General features: G+C 42.4%; 15 protein-coding genes. 8 read left to right on the top strand and 7 right to left on the bottom strand.

What is annotated here, in order from left to right:
• Positions 1–74: 74 nt before the first annotated feature.
• The 4 genes from FBB35_RS29950 to FBB35_RS29935 form a co-directional block, all read right to left on the bottom strand.
• Complete coding sequence (locus FBB35_RS29950) at positions 75–2,711, bottom strand: EAL domain-containing protein (RefSeq protein ID WP_174712660.1); 2,637 nt, start codon at positions 2,709–2,711, stop codon at positions 75–77.
• Between the two features lie 685 nt (positions 2,712–3,396).
• Complete coding sequence (locus tag FBB35_RS29945; protein ID WP_174712659.1) at positions 3,397–5,193, bottom strand: ShlB/FhaC/HecB family hemolysin secretion/activation protein; 1,797 nt, start codon at positions 5,191–5,193, stop codon at positions 3,397–3,399.
• A gap of 247 nt (positions 5,194–5,440) precedes the next feature.
• Positions 5,441–5,578 (bottom strand): hypothetical protein, encoded by a 138-nt coding sequence (locus FBB35_RS29940; protein ID WP_174712658.1) that lies wholly within the window; start codon positions 5,576–5,578, stop codon positions 5,441–5,443.
• Positions 5,575–7,350 carry an SWIM zinc finger family protein gene (locus FBB35_RS29935; RefSeq protein WP_174712657.1) on the bottom strand — a complete coding sequence of 592 codons (1,776 nt, stop codon included), beginning with the start codon at positions 7,348–7,350 and terminating at the stop codon, positions 5,575–5,577. The genes FBB35_RS29940 and FBB35_RS29935 overlap by 4 nt, the downstream gene beginning before the upstream one ends.
• A 481-nt stretch (positions 7,351–7,831) precedes the next feature.
• Between FBB35_RS29935 and lpdA the strand changes: the two genes are divergently transcribed.
• The 4 genes from lpdA (at position 7,832) to FBB35_RS29915 (ending at position 11,897) form a co-directional block, all read left to right on the top strand.
• Positions 7,832–9,262: a dihydrolipoyl dehydrogenase gene (lpdA, locus tag FBB35_RS29930; RefSeq protein WP_174712656.1), complete on the top strand. Its 1,431-nt coding sequence runs from the start codon at positions 7,832–7,834 to the stop codon at positions 9,260–9,262.
• Between the two features lie 118 nt (positions 9,263–9,380).
• Entirely contained in the window at positions 9,381–10,271 is an 891-nt protein-coding gene (gene trpC, locus FBB35_RS29925; RefSeq protein ID WP_174712655.1) for an indole-3-glycerol phosphate synthase TrpC, read from the top strand.
• A 226-nt stretch (positions 10,272–10,497) separates the two neighbouring features.
• Positions 10,498–10,749: a DUF5340 domain-containing protein gene (locus FBB35_RS29920; RefSeq protein ID WP_163929097.1), complete on the top strand. Its 252-nt coding sequence runs from the start codon at positions 10,498–10,500 to the stop codon at positions 10,747–10,749.
• 479 nt (positions 10,750–11,228) lie between these two features.
• Positions 11,229–11,897: a carbonic anhydrase gene (locus FBB35_RS29915; protein WP_012410520.1), complete on the top strand. Its 669-nt coding sequence runs from the start codon at positions 11,229–11,231 to the stop codon at positions 11,895–11,897.
• A gap of 191 nt (positions 11,898–12,088) precedes the next feature.
• On the opposite strand, the gene FBB35_RS29910 is transcribed toward FBB35_RS29915, so the two are convergent.
• From FBB35_RS29910 to FBB35_RS29900, 3 genes are all read right to left on the bottom strand, one after another.
• On the bottom strand, positions 12,089–12,247 hold the full coding sequence (locus FBB35_RS29910) for a YqaE/Pmp3 family membrane protein (RefSeq protein WP_012410519.1): 159 nt from the start codon (positions 12,245–12,247) through the stop codon (positions 12,089–12,091).
• Between the two features lie 141 nt (positions 12,248–12,388).
• Complete coding sequence (locus FBB35_RS29905) at positions 12,389–12,736, bottom strand: translation initiation factor (protein WP_174712654.1); 348 nt, start codon at positions 12,734–12,736, stop codon at positions 12,389–12,391.
• A gap of 23 nt (positions 12,737–12,759) precedes the next feature.
• Positions 12,760–12,954, bottom strand: coding sequence for a hypothetical protein (locus FBB35_RS29900; RefSeq protein ID WP_174712653.1), 195 nt, complete (start codon positions 12,952–12,954; stop codon positions 12,760–12,762).
• 87 nt (positions 12,955–13,041) lie between these two features.
• Here FBB35_RS29900 and trpB point away from each other — a divergent pair, with 87 nt between their 5' ends.
• From trpB to FBB35_RS29880, 4 genes are all read left to right on the top strand, one after another.
• Positions 13,042–14,277 (top strand): tryptophan synthase subunit beta, encoded by a 1,236-nt coding sequence (gene trpB / locus FBB35_RS29895; protein ID WP_174712652.1) that lies wholly within the window; start codon positions 13,042–13,044, stop codon positions 14,275–14,277.
• Between the two features lie 28 nt (positions 14,278–14,305).
• On the top strand, positions 14,306–15,466 hold the full coding sequence (locus FBB35_RS29890; RefSeq protein ID WP_174712651.1) for a class I SAM-dependent methyltransferase: 1,161 nt from the start codon (positions 14,306–14,308) through the stop codon (positions 15,464–15,466).
• Between the two features lie 95 nt (positions 15,467–15,561).
• The gene (locus tag FBB35_RS29885) at positions 15,562–15,849 is read left to right on the top strand and encodes a hypothetical protein (protein ID WP_174712650.1); all 288 of its coding nucleotides are present in this window, start codon (positions 15,562–15,564) and stop codon (positions 15,847–15,849) included.
• Positions 15,850–16,079: 230 nt separating this feature from the next.
• Positions 16,080–16,607, top strand: a complete 528-nt coding sequence (locus tag FBB35_RS29880; RefSeq protein WP_174712649.1) for a CAP domain-containing protein — start codon at positions 16,080–16,082, stop codon at positions 16,605–16,607.
• The last annotated feature ends 22 nt before the right edge of the window (positions 16,608–16,629 follow it).

Genomic DNA, 16,629 nt, shown 5'->3' with positions numbered 1-16,629 from the left:
GGTATCAACCCCTATTCAATTAGGAATTACGGATTATATTGTATCGTTACTGGTACAAACAGTTTTTTCTTGTACTAGATCGTCGGTCGTTTACTTTCGAGGATTTCTGTCGCTTTCTGTTCAGGAAGTGGGCGATAGAAGAAATAGCCCTGTACCTCCTCACAGCTGATAGATTTCAAGAACTCCAATTGCTCTTCTGTTTCCACCCCTTCGGCTGTCAACTTCAATCCCAAGCTGTGTCCCAAGGTAACTATGGCCTGGATAATATGAGCTACTTTGGAATCCGGCTGCAAATCTCTCATGAAAGACTGATCTATTTTGAGATTGTGGAGTGGCAAAAGCTGTAGGCGCGAGAGCGAGGAGTGACCCGTACCAAAGTCATCAATGGAGATGTTAACACCCATCTGCTTTAGCTCCTCTAACACCGTTCTGGTAAAACCCAAGTCCTCAATAGCTGTGGTTTCCATAATTTCTAATTCTAAAAAGTGGGCATCTAGACCCGTTTGCTCTAAAACTGTGGTTATAATCTCCACCAATTTGGGTTGGCGGAACTGCTTCAGAGAAAGATTGACAGCCATAGTTATAGGTGGCAATCCTGAATCTTGCCAGGTTTTATTTTGCATACAGGCTGTCCGTAGCACCCATTCGCCGATGGCGATAATTAATCCGCTTTCTTCGGCGAGAGGAATGAAGACACTAGGTGCAACCAATCCCATTTCTGGGTGCTGCCAACGCAACAGAGCCTCCATACCAGTAATTTCTCCTGTGGCAATGTTCACACGAGGCTGATAAAACACCGTAAATTCTTCACGTTCTAGGGCATAGCGCAAACTTTTTTCTAAAGTTAGAAGTTCAGGATTCTTGGCGCTCAGAGAAACACTATAGAATTGGTAGTTATTTCGCCCTTTGTCTTTGGCGTAGTATAAAGCGGCATCTGCGTGCTGGATTAGTGTTTCAGCATCAGGACTGTTCTTATCAAGCAACGCAATACCAAGGCTAGCAGTCACATAAAGTTCATGCCCTTGGAGATAAAAAGGATCTTCTAAGGTTTGTAAAATTCTGTACGCCACTTGCGTTACTTCTTCAATATCAGTGACTCGTGGAAGTAAGATAGTAAACTCATCGCCTCCCCAACGGGCTATAGTGTCTCCCCCTCTGAGTAAATCTTGTAGTCTTTGAGCGACGTTTTTTAACAATTGGTCTCCCAAAGTATGCCCCAGAGTGTCATTAATTACCTTGAAGCGATCCAGGTCGAGGAAGATCACAGCTAAACTTTCGCCATTCCGAGTGGCATTGGGCAGAGTTTTATTAAGCAGTTCGTTAAATAGTAGGCGATTGGGCAACCCTGTCAGCATGTCATGGAGGGCTTGATAGCGAATCTTTTCTTCTACTTGCTGACGTTGCCGGGCACCAATGATACTAGCGGCCATTGTTAAAAGTGTGGATTCTTCGTGCTTTGACCAATGACGCTCAAAGGTGCAGTCTGCCAAGCCAAGATAGCCCCAGCACTCATTTTCCAAGCGGAGAGGCACCAAAAGAAGGGATTGAATGCCATCTCTAATGAGGAATTCTTGTTCGACCACAGGAAATTTTTGGGTGAGTCCACTAATTGACTGGCCGCTACAAAGAACAGTATACCAACGGGCTAATCCAGAACCTTGATAAACCTGATTTTGCCAATGCTGGTGGGTAGATTCAATTAAAGATTGCGTCCATTCAAACCGCAAACTGACTGCTATTTCCCCTGTAGCAGGATGGGGATGGTTCTGAAAAAGATAAGCACGATCTGCTTTGGCAGCTTCGCCCAGTATAGCTAAAGCCCGCTCAATACCAGTTTCGTAATTCATTTCCCCCAGCAAATAATTAGCGGCTTCTGCAACTGCTTGCAGCAAGCGATCGCGCTGACGCAATTCGGCTGTAGCTTGTTTCTGCTCTGTAATATCCCTAATAATAAAAGTTCTAATTAAATCACTTTGAGGAAGGTAGAGAACGGATTGTTCAAAAACTTCTGTATCTACTTCCACCTCCCGCACAAAAGAATTTTTTTCTAAATTCTTAACTGTACTCAAAAGTCCTGCTAATATTGGATGCTCTGTCCCAACTTCCCTGAGTTTGGGAAACTTGAGAGTAGCAGCAGGATTGATGTAAGTCACTATTCCCTCAAAATCCATTTCAACAATTGGATTGGGGATAAGTTCAGGGAAAGATGCTAGGCGAGCTAAGGCAGACTCACTAGCTGCTTCCAAGCTGGGATCGATAGCTAGGGTTTGAAAAGGATTGGCAGGACTGGCTTGCTCTGATAGAAAACCAGATAAATCTTCAACATCAAAAGATTCAGAAAATGCTTCTTCTGAAATGTTGGAGATAGCATAATATTTAGCCTGAGCTTGATGACTACCAAAGTCAATGGTATCTCCATTTCTAAGATTATGAGAAAAGGATTTAGTACCATTTATAAATAAGCCATTAGTACTTCCTTTCCCCTTGAAGTTGCCATCAATAATCTGGAAGCCATATTGGTCAGTCTCTGGAACAGTTACTCGCAACAAAATTGCGTGTTGCATTGATACTGACCGGGAAACCAAGACAATGGTGTTTGCAGGATGCCGCCCCAGAGAATAAGTAGTCTCTAGCAGGGGGACAGTTCTCCGCCCTTGCAGGTCTTTGATGACCAACAGATGGCGTATTTTTTCCCGCTCATTTCCTAGCATGGCTGTTCCTCAAATTCTCATATATTTTTGTCTTAGTCTGAAAAATACAACTCCCAGAAGTGCGGTCTGAAAGTCTTAACTTCTAGCAAAACTTACTTCATAAAATTTGTCACCACCTACGTAGGCGTAGCCCGCCGCAGGCATCACAAAATTGGTGTGAGTTTCAAACCAACCATTTTATTTATGATTGACCTCTTGAATAATATGGCTAATTATTCAATCAGTTTTGCGGTAGAAGTTATAGCTGTTTTCTAGACTCATTTGGACTTCCAAAAAATAAATTATCCAGTAGGGTATGTTATGGCCAGTAACGTACCACCTACAGATAACAGTTGTGTTACCTTGTCGCGATAACACACCCTACAACCACGATTGTTGGTTGGAAAATTTTTAACTGGAAGTCCCAGAGATAAGTTATCAGCTTTGTCCCTTCGTCTATTCAGCCCAACCTTGTCTTTCTTAGGATACCCAGAATAAAATCAAACACTGAAAAGAATATATAGTATATTTACGGGTTTTTATTCTAAGTGGTGGAGAAACTCCGAATTATATAAATAACCGTCTGATTTTTAGTTTTTAATGGCAAGAACCTCTTGTTAATGTACTCCTAGGTCGAAGTAGCGTCTCGTTAGAGAAATCTATTGTAGATGAGGTAAAAGAATAAACTGTTTCTAACACCTAAATTTTAAAAAGGATTATACAGTAAACTAAAATACAGACCGTTTTCTTGTAATGTTCTCTCATTTGATTCAACTGATATTAAAGGAACGCCCCAATCAAGACGAACAGTGAAGCGATCGCCTTGTGACCAACGCAACCCCAGACCAACAGCAGCTAAAGTATTAGGGTTGGGATTCTCTTTATCTGAACTATTCCAGCCAACACCAAAATCCACAAAGGGAATCACCTGTAACGTGCTATCTATCTTGGGTAAGCGCAGAATTGGTACTTGAACTTCCGCAGAGACAAAAGTGCCATTATCCGTTAATAGGTAATCTTGACGGTAGCCCCGAACGCTATCCTGTCCACCTAAGCCAAATTGCTCCAAAGGCAGAAGTGTTCTAGATGCAAGTTGCGTATTTAAACGAAGTAATAGTAAGGTTTCAGGAGCTAAAAGGCGTACCCACTGCGCTTGCCCTTGCCAAGCAAAAAAACGGCTATCGGGAGCATTTTGATTAATCGTGGGACTCAAAATATCTATACCCAAACTAAATTGAGAGCGCAGAGCGATGACTTGACGGCTGTTACGACTAGTCCATTCTTGAAAAAATCGGAATGCAGATACCTTAGTGTGTCCCTGTTCATCAGCCCCAGGCGAAAGTACAGAGCCGGGAAACCCTTCTCTTTGTAGAAAGGACGAAATATCACTTTCCCGTCGGGAGGCTGTCAATCCAAGGGCGAATTCTTGTGTCGGAGTTTGAACTATTGGCTGGCGGAATGTCAGTTCGTAATAGCGAGAATCTGAGTGGATATCTAAAACCTTGAAAGGAGGTTCAATGACATTGCTTGATGTGATGCCATAGTTGAAAGTCAGTGTGCCATTGCGGGGATTGAGTGGTAATGTATAGTTCGCGTCAAGGGAGTTGCTACCATCAGTATTAGTGTAAGCGACACCTAGAGCGTCTCCCAATCCCAATAAGTTGGCTTCATTCAATTGTAATCGGCGGCGAAAACTGCCAACACTAGGCGATCGCCCATTATCAAGAACTATCTGGCTACTAAAGGTTTTTGCCTCATTAACCTTGACTTCTAGAAGACTTGAACCAGTCCGTGATCCTGCTGATAGTTCAGCAGAAACGTTTTGAATCAAAGGATTCAGTTGCAAGAGTTGTAGTGCTTCTAGTAGACGCTGGCGATTCAGAGGCGGTGATGTAGCTATTGCTAGTCGGCTGCGGACATAATTCGGGTTCAACCGCCGAGTTCCAGTTACTTGAATATCTTCTAATTTACCTTCAACCACCTGAATTTTTACAACACCGGATTGGATTGTTTGGGGTGGGATGTATGCACCAGAGGTAATATAACCATTTCTGACGTATAGATCGGTAATTTTAGAGCGTGCTTGATACACTTGGGTCAGCGAGATCGGTCGTTTGGTAAATTCAGCAGTAGCTTTGGCTAATTCTTCAGGACTGAAAACTGTACTACCAACAACTTCAAACCGTTCAACAACAATAGTTTGAGGAAACTTACCAGGTAGTGGTTCATTAGGTGTGAGAGTTGGGACAGAGGGGGGAAATAGTTCTGCTGGTGAGGGAAGTGGCTGAGGCAGTTCAGGTGGGGGAACTGGCGAAGGTAAGGGTGGTTGTAAATCTTGTGGTGGTGGGAGTTGTTGTTGTGAAAGGATGAAAGTACTAGTTGGTAATTGTGTAGTATCAACAGCCTGAGCTTTGAGTGGATTAGAGGATATGCTGCTGAATAATACAAGCATACTCAGTGGTAAATGGGACGCTATAAGATTCTGAGGATATTTATTAATCATCGCACTGCACTATTTTTTGTCCGTAACTATGGAATTATACGGAAACTGTCTCAAATGTGAATCTTACTTCATCTTTTGTCGTTAAAGTTAATATCTTGGGCAAATCTCAATTTAAAAGCAATTTCAAAGCTCAATAATATGGTTAATGCAGATTTAAAAGCATCGATTATAAATCTGAGTAAAAAAGAAAGTAAAGACGTAGCAATACTACGTCTCTACAAAGGTTTTAGTAAACGCATAATTAATTTCACCGTTTAATAGTTTTCACGAAAAAAGGTAAAGGTTTAAAGCCTTGTCCGCAAGTGGCGCAACCTAGTTTTCCCAATTCCCCATTCCCAATTCCCCATGCCCAATTCCCAATTCCCAATTCCCAATCCCCTTTCATTCCATATCCCTTTGCTGCAACATTCCCATCAATTTACGTTTACGAGCGTGGGTTTGCATCAAGTTTTCACGATAGCTTAACCAGTCAGCTTTCTTCCCAGATTCCAAGTAGGCGGCACGGACTTTTTTTAACCATTCAACCGCATAGTAGTAATATTCTGCCTTACCTCCATCCATAATCTTTTCGGCACGGCGACGCGCATTAGCAATCACCCAAGTAGGATTGTGAGTAATAGCGGCATTCATGACGCGATGAATCAATTCTGAATAATAAGAACTGAGTTCACTAGCGATCGCAATTGCATCATCAATTAGCCCCTCATGCAATAATATATCCACTTTGGCTGATTCTGTTCCCCAACCACTATAAGTACGAATAATTCTCAGCAAGTCTATTTTGACAGTTTCCCAGTTTTCCCCAGCTAATTCTGCCATCTTTTCATAGTCAACAAAGGAGGGCTTGACTTGAAAAGCCGCTTTAATTGCTAATAAAGCAGCTTCACTATTACCCAACTCAACAGCTAAATCACTTGTCCAAATTCCTAATTCGTGCTGACAATTACCTGGTAAATTTAACCCACTCTGGGCTATATCTAGTGCTTGCTGTAATGCCCCCTGTTCGCTTAGTGTTTTCGCTAGGGCAAAGGCCTCTTCCATTGAGTTCATCTGGGTTTGAGCAGCATCAACTGCTTCTTCTACTCTGCCCAAACGCCCTAACATTGTGAGATACTGCTGGGTTTGTCCTTCTGCTTCTGCTAAATAGAGGTATTCTTGGTAACGTTCCTGACGTTCAAGAATTTTTAGCCGAATTAGTGCCAAATCATCTGCATAGTCTGGTACGTCTTCTTCCCAAGCTCCCCTTTCGGTAATATTACCTTGGAGAACTTGCACTAGGGGCGGATAATCCCAACCTTGACGTAAAGCTTCCATCACTAGGCTAAAATCAGCATTCCACTCATCTTGCCAAGCTTCCAAATTTATTTGAATATCAACTTTTTCTTCTGGGGTAAGTTCAGCAGTCAGAATTGCTTCACACCAAGCCTCATTTAATTCCCCGACAATTTCATCATTTTCAGCGCCGTAATCTGCAATGTCGTCCCAATTTTCCACACAAGTAAAGGTAATCGCTTCTAAAATAGCGATCGCATTTTCGCCCTCTCCCCGTTCGCTAAAACCTACCGCAGTTTGCACCACACTCACCAATTCTTCAGCAATTGGGTCTTCTTCACACCCTTCCTCAAAGAAGCGCACAGCATCCCGAATGATTTGCCGGACTTGCCGCCGAATGGGAGCCGGATCAATAGTCAGGCGGTGTACAGGTCTTATGGTTGTTTGCTCGATAATCGGATTCGTCATCCAACCTACATGACGATCAATCGCCTCAATTAGTGGTGGGTATTCATTTACCAACTCTTGCAGCAGCCTTTGAGTTTGGATATTATCCAGGCGATTGAGTAGTTGTTCTAGGGTGGGGCGCTGTTCAATACTTTCTGAATCACGCGCACAGACAAGCATCGTGGCGATAATGTGTTTGCACCAACCGTCAAAGTTGTAGGCACAGGTGCAGTTTGCCGAGGTTAACCCACTGCTATCGAAACTCAAATTGACATGATAAGGTCTTGCTTCAGTACCTGCAACTTCGGCTTGAAGCAGATGACCACGTTGGGTAACAGTATGAACAGCACCAGCCTCATAGTATGCCTCGCCGCGTTGGAAAGATTTGGTGTTGGCATGACGGCGGATAGTAAATTCAGTAATTTGGGGAATAGACATCGAGCAATCGCCTGTGTAAATCCTCTGGATGAATCCTAAATCCAGCTTAGGTGTTAGGCGATGGCGCTGTAAAGTTATTAGTCATTGGGAATTGGGAATTGAAAAGAGGCAGAGGGGCAGGGGGGAAAACTCTTCTCCCTTGCTCCCTGCTCCCCCATCGGGAGCATCTCACCTTTAGAGTATAAAAAAAATAAGTATCTAGATTTGACTATAATTACTGAAAACATCCATCTTTTCGCACGAAGTCAGTGAATCATAATTGAAGTTAGCAACACCCGAACGTTAAATCAATAAGTAGTTATCAGGCGGATGGTAGGGGATTTAAATCAGTTAGCAGTTTCCAGTGTTCACTGATAACTATGTGCTGGGGGCTTAAACCCAGCAACAAAACTGACAACTGATAACTGATAACTGTTAAAGGGGTTGCGCTGATTGTCAGTCAAGTTGAGAATAAATAGGCGAAGCAGACGGGGAACCTAACGTGAGTCAAGGATTTGATTACGATTTAGTCATTATCGGCGCTGGTGTAGGCGGACATGGTGCAGCCTTACACGCCGTAAGTTGTGGTTTAAAAACAGCGATTATTGAAGCTGCTGATATGGGAGGAACCTGTGTTAATCGGGGTTGTATTCCTTCTAAAGCACTGCTGGCGGCATCTGGGCGGGTGCGGGAGTTACGCGATGCCCACCACCTCAAATCGCTGGGAATTCAAATTGGTAACGTGGAATTCGATCGCCAAGCGATCGCTAATCATGCTAATAATCTCGTCTCAAAAATTCAAGGGGACTTAACCAACAGTCTCAAACGTCTAGGAGTCGATATTATCAGAGGTTGGGGAAAAATCGCTGGGGCGCAAAAAGTCTCTGTCACCGGAGACGGTGGCGAAAAAATCATCACAGCCAAAGACATCATCCTTTCCCCTGGTTCAATTCCTTTTGTACCTCCAGGGATTGAAGTAGATGGTAAAACTGTCTTTACCAGCGACCAAGGTGTAAAGTTGGAGTCGTTACCAGACTGGGTGGCGATTATTGGTAGTGGTTACATCGGCTTGGAATTTTCTGATGTTTACTCAGCTTTGGGTTGTGAAATCACCTTGATTGAAGCCCTAGATCAGTTAATGCCAGGATTTGACCGCGATATTGCCAAACTTGCCGAACGGGTGTTGATTACTCCCCGCGATATTGAAACGAAAGTAGGGATATACGCCAAAAAAGTCACCCCTGGTTCGCCTGTGGTAATTGAGTTAGCAGATTTCAAAACCAAAGAAGATGTAGATGTCATCGAAGTAGATGCTTGCTTGGTGGCTACAGGACGCATCCCAGCGACCAAAAATCTTGGTTTGGAGTCTGTGGGCATAGAACTCGATCGGCGGAATTTTATTCCAGTTGACGATCACATGGCTGTGCTATCAGGCGGTGAAGTAGTACCAAATGTCTGGGCAATTGGTGATGCTAATGGGAAGATGATGTTAGCACATGCGGCTTCTGCTCAAGGCATCATCGCGGTAGAAAATATAGTTGGGAGGGAAAGAATAGTAGACTATCGCAGCATCCCCGCAGCAGCTTTTACCCACCCAGAAGTCAGCTATGTAGGTTTAACAGAAACCGCAGCGAAGGAATTAGGAAAAACCGAAGGGTTTGAAATCGCCACAAGTCGGAGTTACTTCAAAGGGAATTCCAAAGCGTTGGCAGAAAATGAAGCCGACGGTATTGCCAAAGTGATATATCGCAAAGATACAGGAGAAGTCTTAGGCGTTCACATTTTCGGACTGCACGCCTCAGACTTAATTCATGAAGCGTCAGCCGCGATCGCAAACCGTCAATCCGTTCAAAGCCTCGCACATTTAGTTCACGCCCACCCAACACTCTCCGAAGTCTTGGACGAAGCTTATAAACGAGCGATCGCTATTTAGGGATTGGGTACTGGGTACTGGGTACTGGGGATTGGGAAGAATTCATTCCTAGTCTCTAGTCTCTAATCCCCAATCCCTAATCCCCAATCCCTAGTCCTCAATCCCCATTCCCTAATTTATGCAAATCCGTCGTCGTTCCCCTAATCCAGCTATTGATGTATCGATATTGCGTTACCAGGCTGCCGTGCCTGATTCAGCGCCAAACAATATCTTGGAAGAAATTGTCTGGCAGAAAGAAATAGAATATGACCTGATGCGGGAAAAGGTTCCTTTACAAGAATTGCAAAAGCAAGTACTCACTGCACCGCCAACTCGTGATTTTGTGGCTGCTTTGCGTCAAGGTAAGACGAAGCCAGCATTGATTGCCGAAGTTAAAAAAGCTTCACCAAGTAAAGGCGTTTTCCGAGAAGATTTTGACCCAGTAGCGATCGCCCAATCTTATCAGCAAGGCAAAGCTAGTTGTCTTTCGGTGCTAACCGATGTCAAGTTCTTTCAAGGTAGTTTTGAAAACTTAGCCAAGGTTCGGGCTGCCGTAGATTTGCCCCTATTATGCAAAGAGTTTATTATTTATGCTTACCAAATATACTTGGCACGGATTCACGGTGCGGATGCGATTTTGTTGATTGCGGCTATCCTGGGCGATCAAGATTTGAAATACTTCCTGAAAATTGCTAATAACTTGAAAATGGCAGCCTTGATTGAAGTCCATAGCTTGGCAGAACTTGACCGTGTGTTAGCCTTGGATGGTGTCTCCTTAGTAGGAATAAATAATCGCAATTTGGAAGATTTCTCTGTTGACCTGCAAACTACTTGCCAACTTTTAGCTGCAAGGGGTAGCCAATTGCAGGAGAAAAACATCCTTGTTGTCAGCGAGTCAGGACTACATAACCCAGATGATTTGAGTTTAGTGCTTACAGCAGGTGCATCTGCCGTACTCATTGGGGAATCTTTGGTAAAACAACCAGATCCCGGTGCTGCGATCGCCAGTATATTACCGAAGAATTTCTGAAATAAAAACTTCCCCTGTACGTCTTAGTGCAGGGCAACTAATGGGGCATACTATGCGTAGACACGCAGCACTTTGCTGTCAACTATTATCAATATCTTTGCCAAATCTTCATCGCTAATCAAATTAAAGCCATAAGCAACTAGTTATTTCTTATGTAACAATTCATTTACAAGAGATAAAATTTGACTAAGACAAAATTCCAAATATGAAATCAGAATTTAACTTCATGGAGCAAATTCCTCTACCTTCACCTATTCACTACGAACTTATACTTCAACTTTTAGAAAGACAAACCATGTTAGCAGTAAATGATAATCCAGATTTACGACATCAGGTAAATCAACTAATTATTACTCTCCGTAAAGCTGCGGTACAACAAAAACGACTAGAAGAAATTTGCGAATTTTCCTCTGTGACTGTCGATCACCGTTGGTCAATCAATCATCATAACGGGAGCAAAGTTGTTGCCCCTGATTGAAGCTGATAACTGAATATCTCAACCTCAAGTTTGGCATCTTTGTTAAGATAGTTTACTGTTATCAGGAAATAAATGTCTCTGTGTATTAAAGTAATAGCACTTAAAAGTTACGCCGCACTTCCTTGACTAAAAAGTACGGTTTGGGGTGTGATTTAAAATAATTTTGTTTAGAGAATTTTTTTACTTTGCAAAAATATCTACAGATATTAGATGAAAATTTGAAATTGACAGTCTTAATAATCAGATTTTTGGTGATATAAATTTTACTTTATTTAGCTATTTACCTAAAGTTATACATAGTTATTTTCTATCTAAATCCTAACCCGCTTGTTTACAATTTATACAATAATTATATTAATACTGTAGAAAAAGACTGTAATCTTTCTCAAATTTTAGATTGCAACAAGTTCATACTGATTTAGCAGGAACTGTAATTCAGCTAAAATATTTATGAGATTCTCTCTCGAATTTGACGAAAGATGAAATATAACAGCATTGATGAACTCTTCAGAAATAATCAGGCTTGGGTTGCGGAGAAATTAGCTATAGATCCAACTTACTTTCAAGAATTATCTAAGGGACAAACACCACCTTTTCTATACATCGGGTGTTCTGATAGTCGTTTACCCTTAACAAACCTTACTCGTACAGAACCAGGAGAATTATTTGTTCATCGTAATATTGCGAATCAAGTTTCTCTAACGGATATTAACTTTTTAGCCGTTTTAGAATACGCAATTTTACATCTTAAGGTGGAACATATTATCGTTTGTGGTCACTACGACTGCGGAGGAATTAAAGCGGCTTTAGAAGGAAGAACCATCGGAATACTGGATAACTGGGTAAATCCGATTCGGGAACTGTATTTACACAAACAAGAAGAAATTGATGCCTTACCAACCAGAGAAGAACGTCTGAATCGTTTGGCAGAAATAAATGTAGTGGCGCAAGTGAAAAATCTCTACCAAACTTCTATCATGCGTCAGGCACTTTATGAGCGAAAAGCGCCTATGGTTCATGGTTGGGTACTAGATATACGCACTGGCTTAATCAAAGATTTGAATGTCTCAACTGTGCAATGGCAGTTACACATCTGCCCTTTGCTTCTAGAGTTTAGACTCTATGCGATGTTAAAAAATGAGAGCTAATTCGGGATTGACTGCCACAGATATTAATACTGTATCGACATGATTTATCGTGTCTTTAGAGTTTTTTAAGTAAAAGAAACATGGTATTGTGATATATACGTGCAGACATCCAACTCAAAAATATTATTGTAGAGGCAATTGATTAATTGCCCCTGTAGAGATGGTTACACCCAATCTACTCGTACAAAGAATTATTTCTTAGCAATTATCCATACTGCATGAATAATTCCAGGAATGTAACCGAAAAGCGTCAGAACTATATTAATCCAAAAGTCTATACCAAAGCCTACTTGTAAAAAAACTCCCAAAGGCGGTACGAAAATGGCACACAAAATCCGAACTAAATCCATTTAAACCTCCTATTTATCTCACTGAAAATAGCTTGTTGACAAAGTTATTCACAACTGTTCAAGCATATTAGTACTTTTCAAAGATAACATTCTCTCTCTCAATCTAGATAACAGTTAAAATGCGGTAAACCGCACTCAAAATTAGCCACCGCTAATTTTGGCTTTATAACCTAGCTTGGTCAAAATCTCGACAATTTTCTGCTTGTGTTCGCCCTGAATTTCAATTTCGTTATCTTTAAGTGTCCCACCTGTCCCACACTGGGTTTTCAACTGCTTCACCAAATCTGCCAAGGTTTCTGGTTTAGCTTGAAAACCACTAATCACTGTGACAGTTTTGCCTTTACGTCCTTTGCGGGAAGCTTGTACTTTAAGATTTTGTTGTTGCGGAGGTAGTTCTGGAATTGATCTTTCTGTGGCGGCGGAGTTGTCGTTACCAAATTCGCGGTAGACGAAGCTTTTGTCAGAAGATTTAGAATTGGAAGAAGACATAAAATAAATGTTTAAGAAAAATTTCAAAAGCAGTGGAAGCTTCTACGCAACCATTCTGCTGGGATATCAATTTCTAGGCTAGCATTACAAATCCATTGCAAGGGATTGGGAATTGGGCATTGGGCATTGGGAATTGGGCATTGGGCATTGGGCATTGGGAATTGGGCACAGGGGAAAACTAATCCCCCATTCCCCATTCCCCATTCCCCATTCCCCATTCCCCATCCCCCATCCCCTAGATATACCCAGATATGTCCCAGACTTTTCTATAATAATTAAGTCATTTCCGTCATTGAAAACAGCCTGTGACTACCACTCCCCTCTCTCCAAGTTCAACTGCTCAGATTCCCGATGCGTTAGGTCGCTTTGGACGCTTCGGCGGTAAGTATGTACCTGAAACGCTGATGCCTGCGCTTGCTGAATTAGAAACAGCTTATCAGCAATACCGCAATGACCCTGGTTTTCAAGCAGAATTACAGCAGTTGTTACGAGACTATGTGGGACGCGCCACACCATTGTATTTCGCTGAACGCCTGACTGCTAATTATGCCCGACCCGATCGCACTGGGCCACAAATTTATCTAAAGCGCGAAGATTTAAATCATACAGGCGCTCACAAAATCAATAATGCCCTTGGTCAGGTTTTGTTAGCGAAACGCATGGGTAAGCAACGGATTATTGCCGAAACTGGCGCTGGACAACATGGAGTTGCTACAGCCACAGTTTGCGCCCGTTTTGGGCTGGAATGCGTAATTTACATGGGCGTTCATGATATGGAACGCCAATCTTTAAATGTATTTAGAATGCGGTTGATGGGGGCAGAAGTGCGTCCGGTGGAAGCGGGAACTGGAACCCTAAAAGATGCCACTTCTGAAGCAATCCGCGATTGGGTGACAAATGTGGAAACAACTCACTACATCCTGGGTTCGGTAGCAGGCCCCCATCCTTACCCGATGATGGTACGTGATTTCCATGCAGTCATCGGTCAAGAAACTCGCGCGCAAGCAATGGAAAAGTGGGGCACACTGCCTGATATTCTCTTGGCTTGTGTGGGTGGTGGTTCCAATGCAATGGGACTATTCTATGAGTTTATTAATGATTTTTCTATCCGCTTTATTGGAATTGAGGCAGCCGGAGAAGGTGTTAATACCGAAAAACACGCAGCAACCTTGACAAAAGGGCGAGTTGGTGTATTGCACGGAGCAATGAGCTATCTATTACAAGATGAAGATGGGCAAATCATTGAGGCGCACTCAATTAGTGCGGGGTTAGATTATCCCGGTGTGGGGCCAGAACATAGCTATTTGAAAGACATTGGTCGCGCTGAATATTATAGTGTGACGGATGCAGAGGCTTTAGCAGCATTTCAGCGATTATCGAAATTGGAAGGGATTATCCCAGCATTAGAAACAGCCCATGCGATCGCATATCTCGAAACCCTATGTCCCCAACTAAGCGGCAGTCCCCGAATTGTAATTAACTGCTCTGGACGCGGTGATAAAGATGTACAAACGGTAGCTAAGTTATTAGAGCCAGCGTAAATATACTTAAAATATTTGGGAGGAAGCAATGATGGATCAACAATTCCAACACGCTATGCTACCACAACCCACTCATGATGAGTTGGCACGCCAAAACTTTGTGCAAAGCCTGAAAACGCACATTTTCAGGAATATTTCTCCTGGCAATAAAATAGTTTATGAAAAACTAGCCAAGCCGAAATTTGAACAAGAACATCAGCGTCCTCCCCAAAATCGCCATGAAATTCGGGAAGTAATGCAGCATGAACCCTACTACCGATGGAGTAGTGCCCTCAAGCGCATCAACCAGGAAATATTATGGAATGCTGTAAATACCAGTGTTGACAGACAACTACCAGAATTGATTGAGCGTGCCAAAGATCGTGGTAGTGAACTGGGTACTTTAACCCTCGACCCAAATTTTCAAATACCTAATTATCAAAAAGCTGTAGACATTCACTGTATGCCTGGAGGATATCACAGCGAATTCATTGCTGATGATGTAGCTGCTGGTGCAACCTACGATCGCGGCGCTTACCTTTATGGTCTTGGTTGGTTGGGGCCGCTTAATAATGATATGGGGCTATCTATAGTCCAAAACTACCTTCTGCCAGAGTATCCAGACTTTCGACCCAGAAAAATTCTTGATATGGGATGTTCTATTGGTAATAGCACATTACCCTACGTAGATGCTTACCCAGATGCAGAAGTCCATGCCATCGATGTCGGCGCACCCATGTTGCGTTACGGTCATGCAAGAGCCGAAGCATTAGGCAAACGGGTACAATTCTCGCAGCAAAATGCCGAACACACTAACTTTCCAGATGAATCATTTGACTTAGTGGTTTCTCATATTTTGCTGCATGAAATTCCCCCGGCAGCCGTCCGTAAAGTCATGCAAGAATCTTATCGTCTACTGGCTCCCGGTGGAATCATGCTCCATCTGGAAGCACCCTTGTATCATCATATAGATGTTTATACACAGTTCATTTTTGATTGGGAAACTGCTAACAACAACGAACCCTTCTGGAGTGCAGTACGCGATCTGGATTTGGTGACGTTAGCTACTGAGGCTAGTTTTGCAGCAGATAAGACATTCGAGAAGTTTGTCCCTAATGGGGCATGGAAAGCAAAAGTAACTAATGGTCTTTTTCAAAATGGTAACTCAGGCAGCCTAAACACGTGGTTTGTTGTTGCTGCAACGAAGTAAATACCAATTCGTAATTCGTAATTGAGAAAGCCAGATTTGATCTGGGTTTCTTTGTTTTGTGTATGTAGTCTTACTTTGGAAGAATTGGTATTAGGATGACAAAAATAGCTAAGGGCAAACGACCTGTTTACTTAGACAATCCACAAATCGATAAATTGTTAGCGATCGTCATGGCTTTGACTGGCGAGGTGTCTGTGCTGCATGAGCGCCTGGACACCATTGAAAGGTTACTGGAGGTTAAAGGTATTTTATCGGCTACTGAGATCGAAGCTTACGAACCAGATACAAAAGTAACAAAAGAGCGAGAACTATGGCGTGCAGAATATATTGCACGAGTGTTACGTGTGGTGCAAGAAGAGTTAGAAACTCTCAACCAGAGCTAGTCGCACAGAGGCTTTAGTGGAGAAGATTATGCTATTTAAATAGCGAAAATAATCCTAATGGTAGAGGGAATTTTTTCATAAACAGCACTTTTTTCGTAAGATTGTGAATTTTAAAGTTTTGTAGTCGCGTTTGAACAAAAAAGAGCATAAACAGAAATATATAGACCTATAAGCAATTTGTCACATTTAGATTAGTTTGATTAGATTGTCTGGAACTTTACTTTCAGCACATGATTAAAAGAACAATCTACGGCGTTGCTTTAGGCACTATTGTCCTCAGTAGCGGGGCGATCGCTACTCCTGTAACAAATTCAACTTTTACACCAGTGTCTTCATCTATATCAAGTGATGCTTTCAAAATTGCAGCATCTAGTATCAACACTACTGCTTTAGAGCAATCGGTTTTCAACCAAATTAATAGCTACAGAACTTCCCAAAGGCTACCAGCACTAACTCGTAATTCTGCCATCGATAATCAAGCTAGGATTCATAGTCAGAATATGGCTAGTGGGAAAGTTCCCTTTGGACATACAGGATTTTCACAGCGTATTCAAGCAATCGGTATTTCTTACACATCTGCTGGTGAAAATGTTGCTTACAACCAGGGATCTACTGACCCTGCGACGACAGCCGTTCAAGGCTGGCTCAAAAGTCCAGGGCATCTAGCTAACATCAGAGGCAATTTTAATAAGACGGGGATTGGTGTCGCCAGCAATAGTGCAGGCAAAGTCTACTTCACACAAATTTTCCTTCGCTGATATAGCGGTTCTCAATTGCATA

Origin of the sequence: Nostoc sp. TCL240-02 (assembly GCF_013343235.1) — a bacterium.
In the GTDB taxonomy this organism is placed as follows: domain Bacteria; phylum Cyanobacteriota; class Cyanobacteriia; order Cyanobacteriales; family Nostocaceae; genus Nostoc.
This window is presented reverse-complemented; position numbering and strand designations above follow the sequence as displayed.